The organism is Paraburkholderia acidisoli, assembly GCF_009789675.1.
Classification (GTDB): Bacteria; Pseudomonadota; Gammaproteobacteria; order Burkholderiales; family Burkholderiaceae; genus Paraburkholderia; species Paraburkholderia acidisoli.
Genome location: NZ_CP046913.1, coordinates 2,348,857 through 2,365,389 on the forward strand (window position 1 = coordinate 2,348,857; position 16,533 = coordinate 2,365,389).

General features: G+C 66.3%; 17 protein-coding genes and 1 tRNA gene. 13 read left to right on the top strand and 5 right to left on the bottom strand.

The window, feature by feature from the left end; genetic code table 11:
* Positions 1 to 45: 45 nt before the first annotated feature.
* Positions 46 to 1,875, top strand: a complete 1,830-nt coding sequence (locus FAZ98_RS10285) for an ABC transporter ATP-binding protein (RefSeq protein WP_158951115.1) — start codon at positions 46 to 48, stop codon at positions 1,873 to 1,875.
* Here FAZ98_RS10285 and FAZ98_RS10290 read toward each other — a convergent pair.
* Together FAZ98_RS10290 and FAZ98_RS10295 are read right to left on the bottom strand one after the other, a co-directional pair.
* A complete protein-coding gene (locus FAZ98_RS10290; protein ID WP_158951116.1) occupies positions 1,872 to 2,228 on the bottom strand; it encodes a HigA family addiction module antitoxin in 357 nt (118 codons plus the stop codon). The two genes, FAZ98_RS10285 and FAZ98_RS10290, sit on opposite strands and share 4 nt — an antisense overlap.
* Positions 2,229 to 2,238: 10 nt before the next feature.
* Entirely contained in the window at positions 2,239 to 2,529 is a 291-nt protein-coding gene (locus FAZ98_RS10295; RefSeq protein WP_158951117.1) for a type II toxin-antitoxin system RelE/ParE family toxin, read from the bottom strand.
* Positions 2,530 to 2,741: 212 nt separating this feature from the next.
* On the opposite strand from FAZ98_RS10295, the gene ribBA reads away from it, so the two are divergent.
* The 4 genes from ribBA (at position 2,742) to FAZ98_RS10315 (ending at position 6,222) form a co-directional block, all read left to right on the top strand.
* Positions 2,742 to 3,893, top strand: a complete 1,152-nt coding sequence (gene ribBA / locus FAZ98_RS10300; protein ID WP_158951118.1) for a bifunctional 3,4-dihydroxy-2-butanone-4-phosphate synthase/GTP cyclohydrolase II — start codon at positions 2,742 to 2,744, stop codon at positions 3,891 to 3,893.
* 76 nt (positions 3,894 to 3,969) lie between these two features.
* Entirely contained in the window at positions 3,970 to 4,482 is a 513-nt protein-coding gene (gene ribH, locus FAZ98_RS10305) for a 6,7-dimethyl-8-ribityllumazine synthase (RefSeq protein WP_158951119.1), read from the top strand.
* Positions 4,479 to 4,913, top strand: a complete 435-nt coding sequence (nusB, locus tag FAZ98_RS10310) for a transcription antitermination factor NusB (RefSeq protein ID WP_158951120.1) — start codon at positions 4,479 to 4,481, stop codon at positions 4,911 to 4,913. Before ribH ends, nusB begins: the two co-directional genes overlap by 4 nt.
* A 115-nt stretch (positions 4,914 to 5,028) precedes the next feature.
* A complete protein-coding gene (locus FAZ98_RS10315) occupies positions 5,029 to 6,222 on the top strand; it encodes a pyridoxal phosphate-dependent aminotransferase (RefSeq protein WP_158951121.1) in 1,194 nt (397 codons plus the stop codon).
* 165 nt (positions 6,223 to 6,387) lie between these two features.
* Here FAZ98_RS10315 and FAZ98_RS10320 read toward each other — a convergent pair whose 3' ends face one another.
* Entirely contained in the window at positions 6,388 to 7,611 is a 1,224-nt protein-coding gene (locus FAZ98_RS10320) for a lytic transglycosylase domain-containing protein (RefSeq protein WP_158951122.1), read from the bottom strand.
* A 689-nt stretch (positions 7,612 to 8,300) separates the two neighbouring features.
* On the opposite strand from FAZ98_RS10320, the gene FAZ98_RS10325 reads away from it, so the two are divergent.
* Complete coding sequence (locus FAZ98_RS10325) at positions 8,301 to 9,881, top strand: UbiD family decarboxylase (protein ID WP_158951123.1); 1,581 nt, start codon at positions 8,301 to 8,303, stop codon at positions 9,879 to 9,881.
* Between the two features lie 170 nt (positions 9,882 to 10,051).
* The gene (locus FAZ98_RS10330) at positions 10,052 to 10,720 is read left to right on the top strand and encodes a LysE family translocator (protein WP_158951124.1); all 669 of its coding nucleotides are present in this window, start codon (positions 10,052 to 10,054) and stop codon (positions 10,718 to 10,720) included.
* A gap of 151 nt (positions 10,721 to 10,871) precedes the next feature.
* Here FAZ98_RS10330 and FAZ98_RS10335 read toward each other — a convergent pair whose 3' ends face one another.
* Positions 10,872 to 11,180: a hypothetical protein gene (locus FAZ98_RS10335; protein ID WP_158951125.1), complete on the bottom strand. Its 309-nt coding sequence runs from the start codon at positions 11,178 to 11,180 to the stop codon at positions 10,872 to 10,874.
* Positions 11,181 to 11,455: 275 nt separating this feature from the next.
* Between FAZ98_RS10335 and FAZ98_RS35590 the strand changes: the two genes are divergently transcribed.
* The 6 genes from FAZ98_RS35590 (at position 11,456) to trmB (ending at position 15,502) form a co-directional block, all read left to right on the top strand.
* Entirely contained in the window at positions 11,456 to 11,998 is a 543-nt protein-coding gene (locus tag FAZ98_RS35590) for a hypothetical protein (RefSeq protein WP_233272731.1), read from the top strand.
* Positions 11,999 to 12,483: 485 nt separating this feature from the next.
* Entirely contained in the window at positions 12,484 to 12,804 is a 321-nt protein-coding gene (locus FAZ98_RS10340; protein ID WP_158951126.1) for an EthD family reductase, read from the top strand.
* 131 nt (positions 12,805 to 12,935) lie between these two features.
* On the top strand, positions 12,936 to 13,499 hold the full coding sequence (locus tag FAZ98_RS10345; RefSeq protein ID WP_158951127.1) for a YggT family protein: 564 nt from the start codon (positions 12,936 to 12,938) through the stop codon (positions 13,497 to 13,499).
* Between the two features lie 93 nt (positions 13,500 to 13,592).
* A tRNA-Gly gene (locus FAZ98_RS10350) sits at positions 13,593 to 13,667 on the top strand.
* Between the two features lie 347 nt (positions 13,668 to 14,014).
* Positions 14,015 to 14,224 carry a hypothetical protein gene (locus tag FAZ98_RS10355; RefSeq protein ID WP_158951128.1) on the top strand — a complete coding sequence of 70 codons (210 nt, stop codon included), beginning with the start codon at positions 14,015 to 14,017 and terminating at the stop codon, positions 14,222 to 14,224.
* Between the two features lie 435 nt (positions 14,225 to 14,659).
* Positions 14,660 to 15,502 carry a tRNA (guanosine(46)-N7)-methyltransferase TrmB gene (trmB, locus tag FAZ98_RS10360; RefSeq protein WP_158951129.1) on the top strand — a complete coding sequence of 281 codons (843 nt, stop codon included), beginning with the start codon at positions 14,660 to 14,662 and terminating at the stop codon, positions 15,500 to 15,502.
* A 111-nt stretch (positions 15,503 to 15,613) separates the two neighbouring features.
* Here trmB and FAZ98_RS10365 read toward each other — a convergent pair whose 3' ends face one another.
* Complete coding sequence (locus FAZ98_RS10365; protein ID WP_158951130.1) at positions 15,614 to 16,510, bottom strand: undecaprenyl-diphosphate phosphatase; 897 nt, start codon at positions 16,508 to 16,510, stop codon at positions 15,614 to 15,616.
* Between the last annotated feature and the right edge of the window lie 23 nt (positions 16,511 to 16,533).

Sequence of the window (16,533 nt, forward strand, 5' to 3'; positions counted from 1 at the left end):
TATCTCAGGAGTGTCTTCGGGCGTCGCGCCCGGAGCAGACTGTCCATGACAGAATCCAGCAAAAAACCCGACTCGGGCGGACAAACGTTCCGCAAGGTTCTCGGCTTCACCTTCCGCCACTGGGGCCGCCAGCCCGCGCGCGTGGGCACGGTCGCGCTCGCCTCGCTGCTCGGCGCCGTGGCCGACGTGCTCACGCCGCACTACGCGGGTCAACTGGTCGACGCGCTCACGCACGACGCCACGGCCGGCAACGCCGCCGCGTGGCACGCCGCCGTGGTGGCGTTCTGGGCGCTCACGGCGCTCGGGCTCGTGGGCACGATGATGCGCCAGGCGGCGTTTCGCAACATCATCGTGCTCACGCTGCGCATGATGAGCGAGATCGCCACCCAGGCGTTCCACCGCGTGCAGCGCTTTTCGACCGACTGGCACGCGAACAGCTTTGCCGGCTCGACCGTGCGCAAGATCACGCGCGGCATGTGGGCGCTCGACCTGCTCAACGACACGCTGCTCGTCGCGCTGTTTCCCTCGCTCGTGATGCTGGTCGGCTCGACGCTGCTGCTCGCGCTGCAATGGCACGTGATGGGCCTCGTGGTTGGCGTGGGCTCGGCGCTCTATCTCGCGATCACGGTGTCGCTGTCGCTGTTCTACGTCGCGCCTTCCGCGCGCCTCGCCAACCAGTGGGACACGAAGATGGGCGGCGCGCTCGCCGACGCCATTTCGTGCAACGCCGTGGTCAAGGCGTTCGGCGCCGAAGCGCGCGAGGAAGCGCGACTCGCGCGCGTCATCACCAAATGGAACAGCCGCACGCGCCGCACGTGGCGGCGCGGCACCTTCAACGGCGGCGTGCAAGGCGTGCTGCTGGTGGGCATGCAGGCGGCCATTCTGGGCGCGGCGCTCATGCTGTGGGCCCGCGGGCTCGCGAGCGTGGGCGACATCACGTTCGCGCTCACGCTGTTCTTCTTGCTGAAAGGCTATTTGCGCGACGTGGGCATGCACGTGCGCAACCTGCAACGCTCCATCAACGACATGGAAGAACTCGTGATGCTCGACGCGGAACCGCTCGGTATCGACGACATGCCCGGCGCGCCGCCCATCGTCATCGATCAGGGCGACATCCGCTTCGAGAACATGACGTTCCGCTACGGCGCGCTCGAACGGCCGCTCTACGAGAACCTCACGCTGCGTATCGCGCCGGGCGAGCGCGTGGGACTCGTGGGCCATTCGGGCTCGGGCAAGACGACGCTCGTGAAGCTGATCCAGCGCCTCTACGATGTTTCCGGCGGCCGCGTGACGATCGACGCGCAGGACATCGCGCGTGTGCAGCAGGCTTCGTTGCGCTCGCAGATCGCCATCGTCCAGCAGGAGCCGGTGCTGTTCCACCGCTCGCTCGCGGAGAACATCGCCTATGCGCGGCCGGGTGCGACGCATGCCGAGATCGAACACGCCGCGAAGCTCGCGAGCGCGCACGACTTCATCATGGCGCTGCCGAACGGCTATGACACGCTGGTGGGCGAGCGCGGCGTGAAGCTCTCGGGCGGCGAGCGCCAGCGCGTGGCCATTGCGCGCGCGTTCCTCGCCAACGCGCCCATCCTGATCTTCGACGAAGCCACCTCCAGCCTCGACAGCGAAAGCGAAGTGCTGATCCAGCAGGCCATGGAACGGCTCATGGTGGGCCGCACGACGGTCGTGATCGCGCACCGGCTCTCGACCGTGCGCGCGCTCGACCGGCTGATCGTGCTCGAACGCGGCCGGGTGGTCGAGGAAGGCACGCACGACGCACTCGTGCGGCGCGAAAACGGGCTGTACCGGCGGCTGTTCGAGCGCCAGGCGCTGGAGCTGACGAAGGGTCTCGCCGACGACGTGATCTTCCGCTAGGCGGCGCCCTGACCGCCGGTGCCCTCAGCGGCGCCGGTGGCGGCGGTTGTGACCGCAGCGGCACTCGCATGCGGACGAATATTGGCCAGCACCCCGGCCAGCGTCTCGCGCGCGATTTCGGTGTCGTAGTGCGCCTGGAGTTCCATCCAGCTACGCGCGTCCGTGCCGAAATAAACGGCGAGGCGCACCGCTGTGTCGGCCGTGATCGCGCGCTTGCCGAGCACGATTTCGTTGATGCGACGCGGCGGCACGCCAATCGCCTTGGCGAGCGCGTACTGGCTGATGCTCATGGGCTTGAGCCAGTCTTCGGCGAGAATCTCGCCGGGCGTGGCGAGCGGAACGTCGCGTGGCATGTGAAGCTCCTCAGTGGTAATCGAGAATACGAACTTCGGATGCCTCGCCGTGCGTGGCGTGAACGCTGAAGTGAAAACACACGCGCCACTGCACGTTGATGCGGATGCTGTACCAGCCGTCGAGCTCGCCCGCCGGCAGTTCCAGCCGGTTGCCCGGCGGGACCTTCAGGAACGAGAGCGTGGCCGCCGCGTGAATCTGTTGCAGCTTGCGCACGGCCACCTTTTCAATGGCGGCGAAGCGGGCGACGCGGCGCCCGGCGAAGAGCGCCGCCGTGTCGCGGCAGGCAAACGAAGTGATCATGATAGTAACGTTGTGCGTTATTAACGTCAAGCGTTACTATTATGAGAAAGCCGCGTGGCCCGCACCAGTCGGCCATTCGGCCAATATCGTCCCGTGCGGCCCGCCCGGCCGGCGCCGCAACGGTCCACGCCGTGCGTGTGCGCGCCCCCCGTTTCGGGCGACGCGCCCGCCCGCGTGGCGTAAAATACGCGCTTTCCAGCCAGAATCCCAACATGACGCTCGCCTCCACCCTAGAGATCATCGCCGAACTCAAAGCCGGCAAGATGGTCATCCTTGTCGACGAAGAAGACCGGGAGAACGAGGGCGACCTCGTCATCGCTGCGGAGTTCGTCACGCCCGAAGCGATCAACTTCATGGCGAAGCACGGCCGCGGGTTGATCTGCCTCACGCTCACGCAGGAGCGCTGCAAGCTGCTCAACCTGCCGCTCATGACGCATCGCAACGGCACGCAGTACGGCACGGCGTTCACGGTCAGCATCGAGGCCGCGGAAGGCGTCACCACCGGCATTTCGGCCGCCGACCGCGCGCGCACGATCCAGGCGGCCGTCGCGCCCAACGCGCGCGCCGAGCACATCGTGCAACCGGGCCACGTGTTCCCGATCATGGCGCAGCCCGGCGGCGTGCTCGTGCGCGCGGGCCACACGGAAGCCGGTTGCGACTTCACGGCGCTCGCGGGGCTCACGCCGGCCTCGGTGATCTGCGAAGTCATCAAGGACGACGGCACGATGGCGCGCCTGCCCGACCTCATGGAGTTCGCGCAGGAGCACGGCCTGAAGGTGGGCACCATCGCCGACCTGATCCACTATCGCAGCCGCACGGAGTCCATCGTCAAGCGCGTGGCCGAGCGCACCATGCACACCGCGCACGGCAATTTCCGCGCGATCATGTATGTCGACGAACCGAGCGGCACGCCGCACATCGCGCTCGTGCGCGGCACGCCCGCGCCCGACGTCGAAACGCCGGTGCGCGTGCACGAGCCGCTCTCGATGCTCGATCTGCTCGAAACCGGCTCGTCCACGCACTCGTGGACGGTCGACGCCGCCATGCGCGAAATCGCCGCGCGGGAACTCGGCGTGATCGTCATGCTCAATTGTGGCGAGAGCAAGGAACATCTGGTCGACGTCTTCAAGGCGTTCGACCAGAAGGAACGCGCGGAAGCCCTCGCGCGCCGCCCCGTGGACTTCAAGACCTACGGGATCGGCGCACAGATCCTGCGCGATCTCGGCGTGGGCCGCATGCAGGTGCTCTCGAAGCCGCGCCGCCTCGGCAGCATGTCGGGCTATGGCCTGGAAGTGACCGGCTTCGTGCCGATGCCGGGCGGCGGCGCCGAAGCGCCCTGCCCGCCCGAAACGGTTACGCGCTAAACGCCGCCACGCTCGCGCCCAACTCAATACGCGTCACCACGCTCAACCGAACCAACGAACGGATAACGGATACCACATGGAAATCGGACAATACCAACCGAACCTCGACGGCGACGGCCTGCGCATCGGCATCGTCCAGTCGCGCTTTAACGAACCCGTCTGCAACGGCCTCGCCGACGCCTGCATCGAAGAACTCGAACGCCTCGGCGTGACGGGCGAAGACGTGCTGCTCGTCACGGTGCCGGGCGCGCTGGAAATCCCGCTCGCGCTGCAAAAGCTCGCCGAAAGCGGCCAGTTCGACGCGCTCATCGCGCTCGGCGCGGTCGTGCGCGGCGAAACGTATCACTTCGAGCTCGTCTCGAACGAAAGCGGCTCGGGCATCTCGCGCGTCTCGCTCGACTTCAACGTGCCCATCGCGAACGCGGTGCTGACCACGGAAAACGACGAACAGGCTGTCGCGCGCATGACCGAAAAGGGTCGTGACGCGGCGCGCGTCGCGGTCGAGATGGCGAACCTCACGGTCGCCCTCGAACAACTCGACGGCGGCGACGACGAAGAAGACGAGGAAGACGAAGAGGAACAGCAATGAAGAGCGCTCGCCGCCGCTCCCGCGAACTGGCCACGCAGGGGTTGTATCAGTGGCTGCTGTCGGGTGTGCCCGCCGGCGAGATCGACGCGCAACTGCGCGGTTCGCAGGGCTACGACAAGGCCGACCACGAGCATCTGGACGCGATCCTGCACGGCGTGATCCGCGAGGCGGACACGCTGTCGGCCGACATCGCGCCGTGTCTCGACCGTCCGATCGAACAGCTTTCGCCGGTCGAACGCGCGGTGCTGATGGTCGCGACCTACGAGTTCAAGCATCACGTCGACATTCCGTACCGTGTTGTCATCAACGAGGCGGTCGAACTGACCAAGACGTTCGGCGGCTCGGACGGCTACAAGTACGTGAACGGCGTGCTCGACAAGATCGCGGCGCAACTGCGTTCGACCGAAGCCCAGGCCGCGCGCCGCTCGTAAAGCGTCGTCATCACGCGCCGCGCGGCGGCGGGCCAGGCTCGGTAGTCGCGCCCGCCCGCCTCGCGCGGCGCGCTCCATTTGTACTCGAAGTATCCGAAGTTCTGGAAAGACCCGCATGAACACCGTTGCCGAACCGCTGTTGCGGCTTGCCGCGCGCGTCGACGCGATCCAGCCGTTCTATGTCATGGAACTGGCGAAGGAAGCCGCCGCGCTCGAACGCGCCGGGCGCGACATCATCCACATGGGGATCGGCGAGCCCGATTTCACGGCGCCCGAACCCGTCGTGGAGGCCGCGGCCGCCGCGCTGCGCCGGGGCGTCACGCAGTACACGGGCGCGCTCGGCATTCACGCGCTGCGCGAAGCCATCGCCGCGCATTACCAGCACGCCTACGGCATTCATGTCGATCCCGCGCGCATCGTGGTGACGGCGGGCGCCTCGGCGGCGCTGCTGCTCGCCTGCACGGCGCTGGTCGATCGCGACGACGAAGTGCTGATGCCCGACCCGAGCTACCCGTGCAACCGCCACTTCGTGGCCGCGGCGGAAGGCAAGCCGGTGCTCGTGCCGAGCGGTCCGGAAGCGCGCTTCCAGCTCACCGCCGCCGACGTCGAACGCCTCTGGACGGCACGCACGCGTGGCGTGCTGCTCGCCTCGCCGTCCAATCCCACGGGCACGTCGATCGAACCGGCCGAGCTGGAGCGCATCGTCCATGCGGTGCGGGCGCGCGGCGGCTTCACGATCGTCGACGAAATCTACCAGGGCCTGTCGTACGACGCGCCGCCCGTCTCCGCGCTCTCGTTCGGCGACGACGTGGTGACGGTCAACAGCTTTTCGAAGTATTTCAACATGACGGGCTGGCGCCTCGGCTGGCTGGTGGTGCCGCCCGCGCTCGTCGGGGCGTTCGAGAAGCTCACGCAGAACCTCTTCATCTGCGCGTCGGCGCTCGCGCAGCACGCGGCGCTCGCGTGCTTTGAGCCGGACACGCTCGCGATCTACGAGGCGCGCCGGCTCGAATTCAAGCGTCGCCGCGACTTCATCGCGCCCGCGCTCGAATCGCTCGGCTTCACGGTGCCCGTGATGCCCGACGGCGCCTTCTACGTGTACGCCGACTGCTCGAACGTGAACCACGCCGCCGCGGGCGACAGCGACGCGCTCACACGCGCGATGCTGCACGACGCGGGCACGGTGCTCGTGCCGGGCATGGACTTCGGCGTGGCCGCGCCGCGCCAGTACGTGCGGCTCTCGTACGCCACGGCGTATGCGCGGCTGGAAGAAGCGGTCGAACGGCTGCGCGGGTTCTTCGGGCGCTGAATTCCGTCGATGGCGTGTTGTCGACGAAGTCCGGTCGATGAAGTTCTGTCGACGAAAACGCCGCTTCAATGCAAAAAGGCACCCGTGGGTGCCTTTTTCACTGGTCCGGTCCTTCTACAACGATTGGCGCTTGAAAACCGCGACAAACGCCGCAAACGCCACGCGTCAGGCGCCGAGTTCGGGCGAGCCGTGCTTTTGCGCCGTGCCGCCGCTGCTGGCGTCGTCCTGTTCGGACGAAGCCTTCACGGGCGTCGCGACCTTCTCGACCAGCGCGTGGGCGCCGTCGAGCGTCACGTGCACACGCTTGTCGCCGGATTCGCTCGCCACCTTCTGCGCGACGGGCGCGCTGACGGTGGTCGTGACCGGCGCCTGCGGCGCATTGATCGGCACGTTGCGGCCACGGGCGACGTCGCGCAGCCGGCCGCGCTCGGCCATCACCTTGGCGCCGTAGCCGCCGTCGTCCGGCGACGTCGACCCGACGTACAGACGCAAGCCGCCCGGCAGCGAGCCGCCGCGTGCGATGCAATCCTTCAGCACGAGTGCGCCGACCTTGATGTTCGCGAGCGGATCGAGCGCCGCGTTCTGGCCGCCGAAGTACTGGAACTTGTCCGAATGCACCTTCGACATGACCTGCATCAGGCCTTGTGCGCCCACGCCGCTTTCGGCGTACGGGTTGAAGCCCGATTCGATCGCCATGACCGCGAGCAGCAGCAGCGGGTCGAGACCGACTTCGCGCCCCGTGTCGAACGCCGCCTTTACGAGCTCGCCAACGGGCTCCTGCGCCACGCGATAGCGGCGCGAGAGATACGTGGCGACGAGCGCCTGTTCGCGCGCCGAAACGAGCACGCGGTCGTCGCGGGCGTCGGGGGTGATGCGCTGGGCCGGAATCATGCGCGCCAGCGAACCGACGCTCGGCAGCGCGCGCGGGTCGAGACCGTTGAGCGTGACCGCGTCGAGCGTGGCGATGCCGCCGTTGGACACCGAACTCGCGACACGCGACACCGTGCCGTTCGAGCCTTGCGGCGTCACGCCCGTGTCGGGCACCAGCGCGGGCGCCACGGTGGGCGTTTCGCCGGCATCGGCATTGTTGCCATTGCTGGCGAGCGGTTCGTTGTCCGGCGTGCTGGGCGGCGCGAGCGACGGCAGCGGATTGCCTTGCAGCAGGCGTGCCGGGCCGGCCTGCACGGCAGCCGAAACGAAGGGCATCATGCGCGCCGCGAGCGTGCCGCGCCACGTGGGCAGCAGCCAGATGGCGAGCGCGAGCAGAACGGCACAACCGCCGACGATGCTGAACAGGTGATGACTCAGGCGGGTGCCACGACGTAGCAGCGCACGGAGGCCAAGAGCGACACGCTCATCGGCACGCCACCACGATAACCAGGTATTCATCTACAGATCTCCCCATGTTGCATGACCCGGCAGCGGAGTCGGCGCGAGGCTGACGGCCGAAGCAGGATCAAGACATCGCGCGCCCTGGCTGGTGCGGCTGCGACGTCGGGAAAACGGCAAAGTGCGCCGTGGGTGGAGCTTCCAAGGCAACCGAGGCGCGCTGTGGGCGCGCGCGGAAGCTCTCACGCGAACAGCCAGCGCGATGGGCGCTGGCGAGGACAACCAATCTAAACCGAACAAAGCCGTGCAGGGAGTCGGCTAAACGGCGACGCGTTGCGTCTGAAGGACCGGGAAGTGGTTAAAAATTTCAAGCCCTGCAACCAGTGTGGACGGATTCTAGCAGCGTTTTATAGATCGTCAATACTATAGAATGTCAAAGTTATAACTATTTGTAATGATAAACGGCGTTCAACTCGTGGAGATCCACGCGCCAAGCGCGTCTTCAGACAGTTATGCGATTCGGCTGACGGCGTGCGTCAGCCAACACAGGTAAAATCGACAATCGTGTAATGCGCTGAAGAATCCGCCTCGACGCGACGCCGGTGCGTGATAGCAGGTGCCGTGCCGCGTTTGCGACCTATTTGTGACTTGATTGCCAAATGTCTTATTCGCAAAGTTAATGGCCCGCGCTGATTATTAGGGTTTGAATCTAATTCGAATAAGACACTCGATCCAACTCGCCACTCCCAATGAAATATAAAGATCTGCGCGACTTCGTCGGTCGCCTGGAGACGCTCGGCGAATTGCGCCGCGTCCCGCAAGCCGTCTCCCCGGTTCTGGAAATGACCGAGCTTTGCGATCGCGTCTTGCGCGCGGGCGGCCCGGCCCTGCTGTTCGAGAACCGCGCCACGCATGCGTTTCCGGTGCTCGGCAATCTGTTCGGCACACCTCGGCGTGTGGCGCTCGGCATGGGTATCGACGCGAACGTTGGCAAACCGGGCGACGACGCCAACGGTGCGGCGCTCGAGTCGCTGCGCGACGTGGGCCGTCTGCTGTCGGCGCTCAAGGAACCCGAACCGCCGCGCGGCTTGAAGGATGCGGGCAAGCTGTTCACGCTCGCCAAAGCCGTTTGGGATATGGCACCCAAAACGGTGAGCGCCCCGCCTTGCCAGGAGATCGTCTGGGAAGGCGACGATGTCGACCTCGCAAAATTGCCGATTCAGACCTGCTGGCCCGGCGACGCCGGACCGCTTGTGACATGGGGTTTGACCGTCACGCGCGGCCCGAACAAGAGCCGCCAAAATCTCGGCATTTACCGCCAGCAGCTCATCGGCCGTAACAAACTCATCATGCGCTGGCTCGCGCATCGCGGCGGCGCGCTCGATTTTCGCGAGTTCGCGCTGCGTAATCCAGGCAAGCCGTACCCGGTGGCCGTGGTGCTCGGCGCCGATCCGGCCACCATTCTCGGCGCCGTCACGCCGGTGCCGGACACGCTCTCCGAATACCAGTTCGCGGGCCTGCTGCGCGGCAGCCGCACGGAACTCGCAAAGTGCATCACGCCCGGCGTGGATACCTTGCAGGTGCCCGCGCGCGCCGAGATCGTGCTCGAAGGCTTCATCTATCCGCAGGACGGCGCGCCCGGTCCAGCGCCCGCGGGTGCGCCGCCGCGCCCGGCGAAAGGCGCGAGCGCGGCGTACGAACACGCGCTCGAAGGCCCGTACGGCGATCACACCGGCTATTACAACGAGCAGGAGTGGTTTCCCGTGTTCACGGTCGAGCGCATCACCCTGCGCCGCGACGCCATCTATCACTCGACCTATACCGGCAAGCCGCCCGACGAACCGGCCGTGCTCGGCGTCGCGCTCAACGAAGTGTTCGTGCCGCTGCTGCAAAAGCAGTTTCCCGAGATCACCGACTTCTATCTGCCGCCCGAAGGTTGCAGCTATCGCATGGCGATCGTGCAGATGAAGAAGAGCTATCCGGGCCACGCGAAGCGCGTGATGTTCGGTGTGTGGAGCTTCCTGCGCCAGTTCATGTATACGAAGTTCATTGTGGTCGTGGACGACGACGTCAACATCCGCGACTGGAAGGAAGTGATCTGGGCGATCACCACGCGTATCGATCCCGCGCGCGACACCGTGCTGGTCGAGAACACGCCCATCGACTATCTGGATTTCGCCTCGCCCGTGGCGGGACTCGGTTCGAAGATGGGACTCGACGCGACCAACAAGTGGCCGGGCGAAACGGACCGCGAATGGGGCCGCGCGATCGAGATGTCGGCCGACGTGAAAACGCGCGTCGACCGGCTTTACGACGAACTCGGCTTTTAATCGACGAACGGCGCGCTGGGCGCGGCGCCCTGCCCCGGCGCGGTCAATTTCGCCAGCACCCGGCTACCCATCCGGCTGAAGATTCGGTTCCGGGCGCGGCGCCTCCCTGTCATGGCAGGCGGGCGCCGCGCCGATAACGCTCAGCCGGCCTTCGCTTTCATCCCGTATCGATGCCTCACGTTTCCCTGCTGTCCGACGGCTTTTTCCTGTCGCTCTCGCTGTGCCTCGACATCGGTCTCGTCAATGTGGCGATCCTCTCGCTCACGCTCACGCACGGCTTCCGGCCGGGCTTCTGGCTCGGCCTCGGTTCGTGTTTCGGCGATCTGATCTATGCGGCGCTCGCGCTCGCGGGCATGGCCGCACTGCTGCAATTCTCCGCGGTGCGCTGGATCGTCTGGATCGGTGGATCGGCGCTCTTGTTGCTGCTCACCGTGAAGATGGCGCGCGAAGCGCTGAACCCGGCCGCCGCGCCGCCCGTGGCCGGCGACGCCGATAACACCGCGCCGTTGCCGCGACCCTGGCGCAGCTTCGTGCGCGGCGTCGTGCTCGCGCTCTCTTCGCCGAGCGCGATTCTGTGGTTCGCGGCCGTGGGCGGCGCGTTGATCGCGAAGTCGGGGGCCACGAGCGCGGCTGCGGCGGCGCTGTTTCTGATCGGCTTTTTCGCGGGCGGACTCGGCTGGACGTTGTTCCTCTGCGGCCTCGCGAGTCACGGCCGCAAGCGCGCGGGCGCCGGCTTGCTGCGCGTGTGCCACGTATTTTCGGCGCTGCTGTTCGCCTATTTTTCGTACAGCGTGATCGTGCAGGGTTACCACGATCTGCTTCTGCCACGCGCGACCTGAACACTCAACACGCGGATTGCGGCGCGCGCATAGCAAACACGGCGCAACAAAACGGCGCAACGCGGCGTCAGCCGGCGTTGCGCCGTTTTTTCCCGGCTTCCGACGATGTCAGCGGGCCACGAAGCCGTCGCGCGCCATCGCCCGAACTCGATCAGCGACGATAGTAACCACGGCCATAGCCATGGTAGTAACCGTGATGCCAGTACGGGTGGCCGTAGTAACCATAGCCACCGTAACCGCCCACCACGACAGCCGGCGGCGGAGCGTAGACAACCGGCGGCGGGGGCGGCGCGTACACCACGGGCGGCGGCGGCGGAGCGTAGACCGGCGCGGCATAGACGGGATAAGCCGGCGCGACCGGCACACCAATGCCGATACCCACCGAAACGTGCGCCTGAGCCGCGCTGACAAACCCCACACCCAGCGCAGCGGCAACGATGAACGAAACGGTCTTTTTCACTTCTCTTCTCCTGGCGGCCGACAGCGGCACGCTCATGTAACGGGCACAGCCCACGCATTCAATGTATAGAAAACAGGGGCTGGCAACCGTAGCCATTTGTTTCGAATTGCAATCCCATTTGCGGGTTGCCTGGCGCCGGATCAAGGCTCGCGGAAAAATCGGGCGTCCGGAAAGGCCGTAAAAGCGCCGCATCAAGGCACGCTTGGGCGAACGGACGTGCGAACTGTCGTAATTACCGACTCGCACGCAAAAATCCGCCGGTTTTCCGGAAATGTTTGATTACAAATTGGTTGGAAAAACCGCGCGTGGTAAGGCTCGGCCCGGCTCGCTTTGCAGGGTTTCGTCCGCCAGGCAGCGGTCTGGAAGCGACGAAGCCCGATCGTCGGACCGGGCTTCGGAGTGCATCGGCGGCGGAATGCGTCGGCCATCAGCCATTGGCTACGCTGGCAATCGGCAACAAAATCGGCAACACCCCACGGCAGTTTCCTGCACGTATGACGGCGCTATCGCTAGCCGACCTTCACATAGGCGAACTCGCGCGTAACGCTCGGCGGCACATAGGCGACGCTGATCCGTACCCGCGGCGAGAGACGCTTCTTTTGATCCCACCAGCGGCGGCGTTGAACGGGCGTAAGGAAACGCAGATGCTTTCGGTAAGCGAAGATGCTCATGGTGAACTCCCCGAATCGGACTACCGACAGGAACAAACCCAGGTGCACGACTGCAACAACGAAACCGAAACGATGCGAAGTATTGTGCTCAGATTATGGGATAACGGCGATGCCGTGTTGCGTGATAGCCGCACGGTTATCTCATAAGCGCGCCATGCTGTTCGTCGTGGCCGCGCCGTGCTGGGTTCGGACTCGGGCGCCTTCGTGCGCCTGTTTGCTAACCCGCATATCGCGTGCCGCGTACCGTCCCGCTTTGTTGCGCGCCGGGTTCGGCGGCGCGCGAAGCCATGCTTCCGCCACCGTTCGCGCCTGTCCTGCCGTCGACGAATGCGCCGTTCTTCGTCCGCGATCGTCGATGCGATGCGCGGCGATGCGTTCGGAAGCCGTTCAACACGCTGTCGAACCCACTGTAACCCGGTGCGGAAAAACCTGATTCGAGTCGGAGCTTTCTTATTCTTCACAAGAAATTCGCCTACGATGACATCGGCAGCCCGCTGCCCCGCCGCGCCGAACGTGGGGCGCCGCGCACCCGCACCGATCGCGGATACTGGCGGGGCGTAAGCCGTGGTAATGTGGCGACGGCGCGATGCCACACGCCGCGCGCCAGGCGGATTCATCGACGAGAACGCACAATGATCAAGGTCAGCATCCTCTATCCGTATCGCGAAAACGGGCGCTTCGACACCGAGTACTACTGCACGCACCACATGCCGCTCGCGGCGAAGCTCTTCGGCAGCGCGCTCAAGGGCTGGTCGGTCGACATCGGCGTCAATGCGGGGCCGCCGGGCTCGCCGCCGCCTTACGTCGCGGTCGGACACTTCCTGTTCGAGACGATGGACGCGTTCTACGCGGCGTTCCAGCCGCACGCCGACACGCTGCTCGACGATATTCCCAATTACACCGACGGCGGAAACGGCCGCATCCTGATCAGCGAGATCAAGGTGTCGGTCTGATATTCCACGCGGTATGTCGTCCGGACGGAACGGGGCCGTACGAACGACGACAGCGCGACACGCCACCTCCTGCACGGAACGCGTTGCGCTGAATCCATCCGGCTACCCAACACACGAAGGAAACAACACCGATGTTCGGCGATATCGCCCGCTTTCTGCTCAATACGGTCTTCACGCTGTTCGGCGCGGCGCTGCTGCTGCGCGCCTGGCTGCAATACGTGCGCGTGCCGCCGTACAACCCGGTGACCCATGCGATCCAGCAGGTCACCAACTGGCTCGTGCTGCCGCTGCGGCACATCGTTCCCGGCACGCGCGGCGTGGACTGGGCGAGCGTGGTCGGGGCGTTGATCTCGGCCATCGTGTTCGTGCTGGCGATGGTGTGGCTCGCGGGCGTCGATCCGATCGGTCTGCTGCCCACGCTGCTGATCGTCGCGCTGCTCACGCTGGTCAAGTGGGCGCTCAACCTGCTGATCTGGCTCACGATCCTGATGGCGCTGCTGTCGTGGCTCAATCCGCGCTCGCCCGCCATGCCGGCGCTGTTCCAGCTCACCGCGCCGTTCCTGAATCCGCTGCGCCGCATCCTGCCGAACCTGGGCGGCCTCGACCTCTCGCCGATCCTGCTGTTCGTGATCGTGCAGGTCCTGCTGATGGTGGTGACGCGCGTGGCGGTCTCGCTCACGCTGTTCGGGATTTGACCGGTTCGCGGCCCTGCTGCGCCTCGTGCGCGGACAGGGCCGCGCCGGCGTCATTGCGCGGTGCGGCCGAAACCGCGTAAAATAGCGCGCTCTGCGGGCGTCGTATAATGGCCATTACCTCAGCTTCCCAAGCTGATGACGTGGGTTCGATTCCCATCGCCCGCTCCACCCAGTCTCAAGTAGCCTGCATCGCGGCTTCTCGCGCGACTTCACATCGGTGACCGGCCTCGCTTCGAGGCATTCTGGCGCGCGCCCCGGCGTGGCTGAGCCGCCTTAGCCGGTTCGTGCCGCAAGACCGGAACTCCATCGTTGGCCTTCAGTATCACGGCGTCGAGTGTCGCCGGGTTTTCGCGTTGGCACGTTGGCGCGATTGCGTCCCTCGCAGCGGTCGTTGCATGCCGCGAGCCGGTTCCCCGATCTGTCATCCGCGCGACCGCGTACGCATCCACACTGAGCACACTGAGCGGCTTGCCGCGCGCCCTTCGGCGCGTCAGTCAACGATGGATCGATTCTTCATGTCCCGGCCGAGCGCGATCGCGTTGATCGTGAAATCGCGCAAGGCGCTCCTTGCCGATGCCAGCGAGCGCCTGCCCGCCGATGCCACGCGCCTGCACAACGCCGCCGAGCGGCTCCTGAGCGTGCTGCTCGACGTGCGCGCGGGCCGCGTCGACACGTTCGAGCTCACCGAGCCCACGCGCATGCATGTCGTGATTTCCGCCGACTGACTTCCTACACCAAATTTCCGCCGATACCGACCGCGATACCGGCCGCGATCGCCCCGCGCGTGCGGCCGGCGTCACCCGCCCGCCGCGCGGCCAGACCGGCCATGACCCGCTGATATAATGCGCGTCGACGCTGCACCGGCCGCGCCGTGCGAAATCGAGCCGCGCGAGGCGAACAGGAAGCTCGCTGTTATCGGCGAGCCCGCCCGCGGCAAACGGGCAACACCGGGCAACGCCGGGCCACACCCGGCCACACCGGTCGTGGCCCTGGCGCGACATGCTCGCCGGCACGTTCGCCACGAAGCGCCGTCGCCGAAGGCCGCGCGCCTTGCGCCGATCGCCGATCCGGGCCCACTCGCGTGGCCCGCGCGCCGGCCCCGCGGCAAACCCCGTTATCGAGCGCCGCGACTTCCGCGGCTCTCACCACCATCCGCGAAGATGAATCACGATCCCAACGACGCAGTCCGTCCCGACTGCACGCCGTCCAACGACGCCCATGACGCCGCCGCGGACGCGGCCGCACAAGCTGCACAAGCCGCCGCCCCGGCCGACGACATCATCGACGAGGCCATCGACGAGGCCAGCGACGAATCCGGCGCGGATGGCCTGCGCCATCGCCGCATCCGCAGCTTCGTGACCCGCGCCGGCCGCGTCTCGACCGGCCAGCGCCGCGCCATGGACGAATTCGGCCCGCGCTTCGTCGTGCCCTACGCGCCGCAACCCGCCGACTGGAACGCGGTGTTCGGCCGTGAAGCGCCGCGCGTGCTGGAGATCGGTTTCGGCATGGGCGCGAGCACGGCCGAGATCGCCGCCTTGCGCCCGCAGGACGACTTTCTGGGCGTGGAGGTTCACGAGCCCGGCGTGGGCGCGTTGCTCAAGCTGATCGGCGAGCAGAACCTCACCAACATCCGCATCATCCAGCACGACGCGGTGGAAGTGCTCGAGCACATGATCGCGCCCGCCAGCCTCGACGGCGTGCACATCTTCTTCCCCGATCCGTGGCACAAGGCGCGTCATCACAAGCGCCGCCTGATCCAGCCGAAGTTCGTCGCGCAACTCGTCGCGCATCTGAAGCCGGGCGCGTACCTGCATTGCGCGACCGACTGGCAGAACTACGCCGAGCAGATGCTCGAAGTGCTCAGCGCCGAGCCCGCGCTCGAAAACACGGCCGCCGACTACGCGCCGCGCCCCGACTATCGTCCCGTGACGAAGTTCGAGCGCCGCGGGCTGCGTCTCGGTCATGGCGTGTGGGATCTGGTGTTCCGCCGCCGCGCGGACTGAGGCCCACCGCTCCGTCTGCGGCGCTCCGTCTTTCGAGCGGCGCGCAACAAAAAAACGGGCGCCGATATCGGCGCCCGTTTTGCGTTTGCAGCCCGCTTGATCGGCGTGCAATCACTCGTCCCAGCCGAGGCCGCCGCCATAGCCGAACAGCAGGATCACGAGGCCGAACGCGATGCGATACCACGCGAACGCCGTGAAGTCGTGCGAGGCGACGAAGCGCAGCAACCAGCGCACGCAGGCGAACGCGCTCACGAACGCGGCGATGAAACCCACGCCGAACAGCCCGAGCCAGTCGGCCGAGAGCGCGTGCCACGCCTTGTGCATCTCGTAGAGCGTGGCGCCGAAGATCACGGGAATCGCGAGAAAGAACGAGAACTCGGTGGCGACGCGCCGCTCGATACCGAACAGCATCCCGCCGATAATCGTCGAGCCCGAGCGCGACATGCCCGGAATCAGCGCGCAGCACTGGGCGAACCCCACCTTGAGCGCGTCGAGCGGCGTGATCTCGTCGAGCGAATTCACGCGCGCGGGGCGCGGTGCCTTCGCCTGAAGCTGGGCTTCAGCCTGGGCCTCGACCGGCGCGGCCGCGCGCGCCTTCGCGCCGCGACGCAAGCGCGCCTCGACCCAGAGGATGACGATACCGCCCGCCACGAGCGCGAACGCCACCGGCACCGGCGCGAACAGCACCGACTTGATCGCCTTCTCGAACAACAGGCCGAGCACGACGGCGGGGATCGTCGCGACGATCACGTTGAGCGCGAAACGCCGCGCGTTGGCGCGTTTGGGCAGGCCGGTCACGACGTCGCCGATCTTGCGGCGGAACTCCCAGCACACGGCCAGGATCGCGCCGAACTGGATCACCACGTCAAAAGTCTTGGCGAAGTCGCCCTCGAAGTTGAGCACGCTGCCCGCGACGATCAGATGGCCCGTGCTCGACACGGGCAGGAACTCCGTCAGCCCCTCGACGATGCCGAGAATCAAGGCCTTGCAGGTCAATAACCAGTCCATCCCTTTTCCTTGTGGTCGTAAGG

Excerpts from the sequence above, each read along its gene's own strand:
- nusB (WP_158951120.1), top strand. The coding sequence starts at position 4,479 with ATGAAGAGCGCTCGCCGCCGCTCCCGCGAACTGGCCACGCAGGGGTTG.
- FAZ98_RS10285 (WP_158951115.1), top strand. The coding sequence starts at position 46 with ATGACAGAATCCAGCAAAAAACCCGACTCGGGCGGACAAACGTTCCGC.
- FAZ98_RS10320 (WP_158951122.1), bottom strand. The coding sequence starts at position 7,611 with ATGAATACCTGGTTATCGTGGTGGCGTGCCGATGAGCGTGTCGCTCTT.
- ribBA (WP_158951118.1), top strand. The coding sequence starts at position 2,742 with ATGACGCTCGCCTCCACCCTAGAGATCATCGCCGAACTCAAAGCCGGC.
- FAZ98_RS10290 (WP_158951116.1), bottom strand. The coding sequence starts at position 2,228 with ATGCCACGCGACGTTCCGCTCGCCACGCCCGGCGAGATTCTCGCCGAA.
- FAZ98_RS10345 (WP_158951127.1), top strand. The coding sequence starts at position 12,936 with ATGTTCGGCGATATCGCCCGCTTTCTGCTCAATACGGTCTTCACGCTG.
- FAZ98_RS10330 (WP_158951124.1), top strand. The coding sequence starts at position 10,052 with ATGCCTCACGTTTCCCTGCTGTCCGACGGCTTTTTCCTGTCGCTCTCG.
- FAZ98_RS10325 (WP_158951123.1), top strand. The coding sequence starts at position 8,301 with ATGAAATATAAAGATCTGCGCGACTTCGTCGGTCGCCTGGAGACGCTC.
- FAZ98_RS10315 (WP_158951121.1), top strand. The coding sequence starts at position 5,029 with ATGAACACCGTTGCCGAACCGCTGTTGCGGCTTGCCGCGCGCGTCGAC.
- ribH (WP_158951119.1), top strand. The coding sequence starts at position 3,970 with ATGGAAATCGGACAATACCAACCGAACCTCGACGGCGACGGCCTGCGC.
- FAZ98_RS10365 (WP_158951130.1), bottom strand. The coding sequence starts at position 16,510 with ATGGACTGGTTATTGACCTGCAAGGCCTTGATTCTCGGCATCGTCGAG.
- FAZ98_RS10295 (WP_158951117.1), bottom strand. The coding sequence starts at position 2,529 with ATGATCACTTCGTTTGCCTGCCGCGACACGGCGGCGCTCTTCGCCGGG.
- FAZ98_RS10340 (WP_158951126.1), top strand. The coding sequence starts at position 12,484 with ATGATCAAGGTCAGCATCCTCTATCCGTATCGCGAAAACGGGCGCTTC.
- FAZ98_RS10355 (WP_158951128.1), top strand. The coding sequence starts at position 14,015 with ATGTCCCGGCCGAGCGCGATCGCGTTGATCGTGAAATCGCGCAAGGCG.
- trmB (WP_158951129.1), top strand. The coding sequence starts at position 14,660 with ATGAATCACGATCCCAACGACGCAGTCCGTCCCGACTGCACGCCGTCC.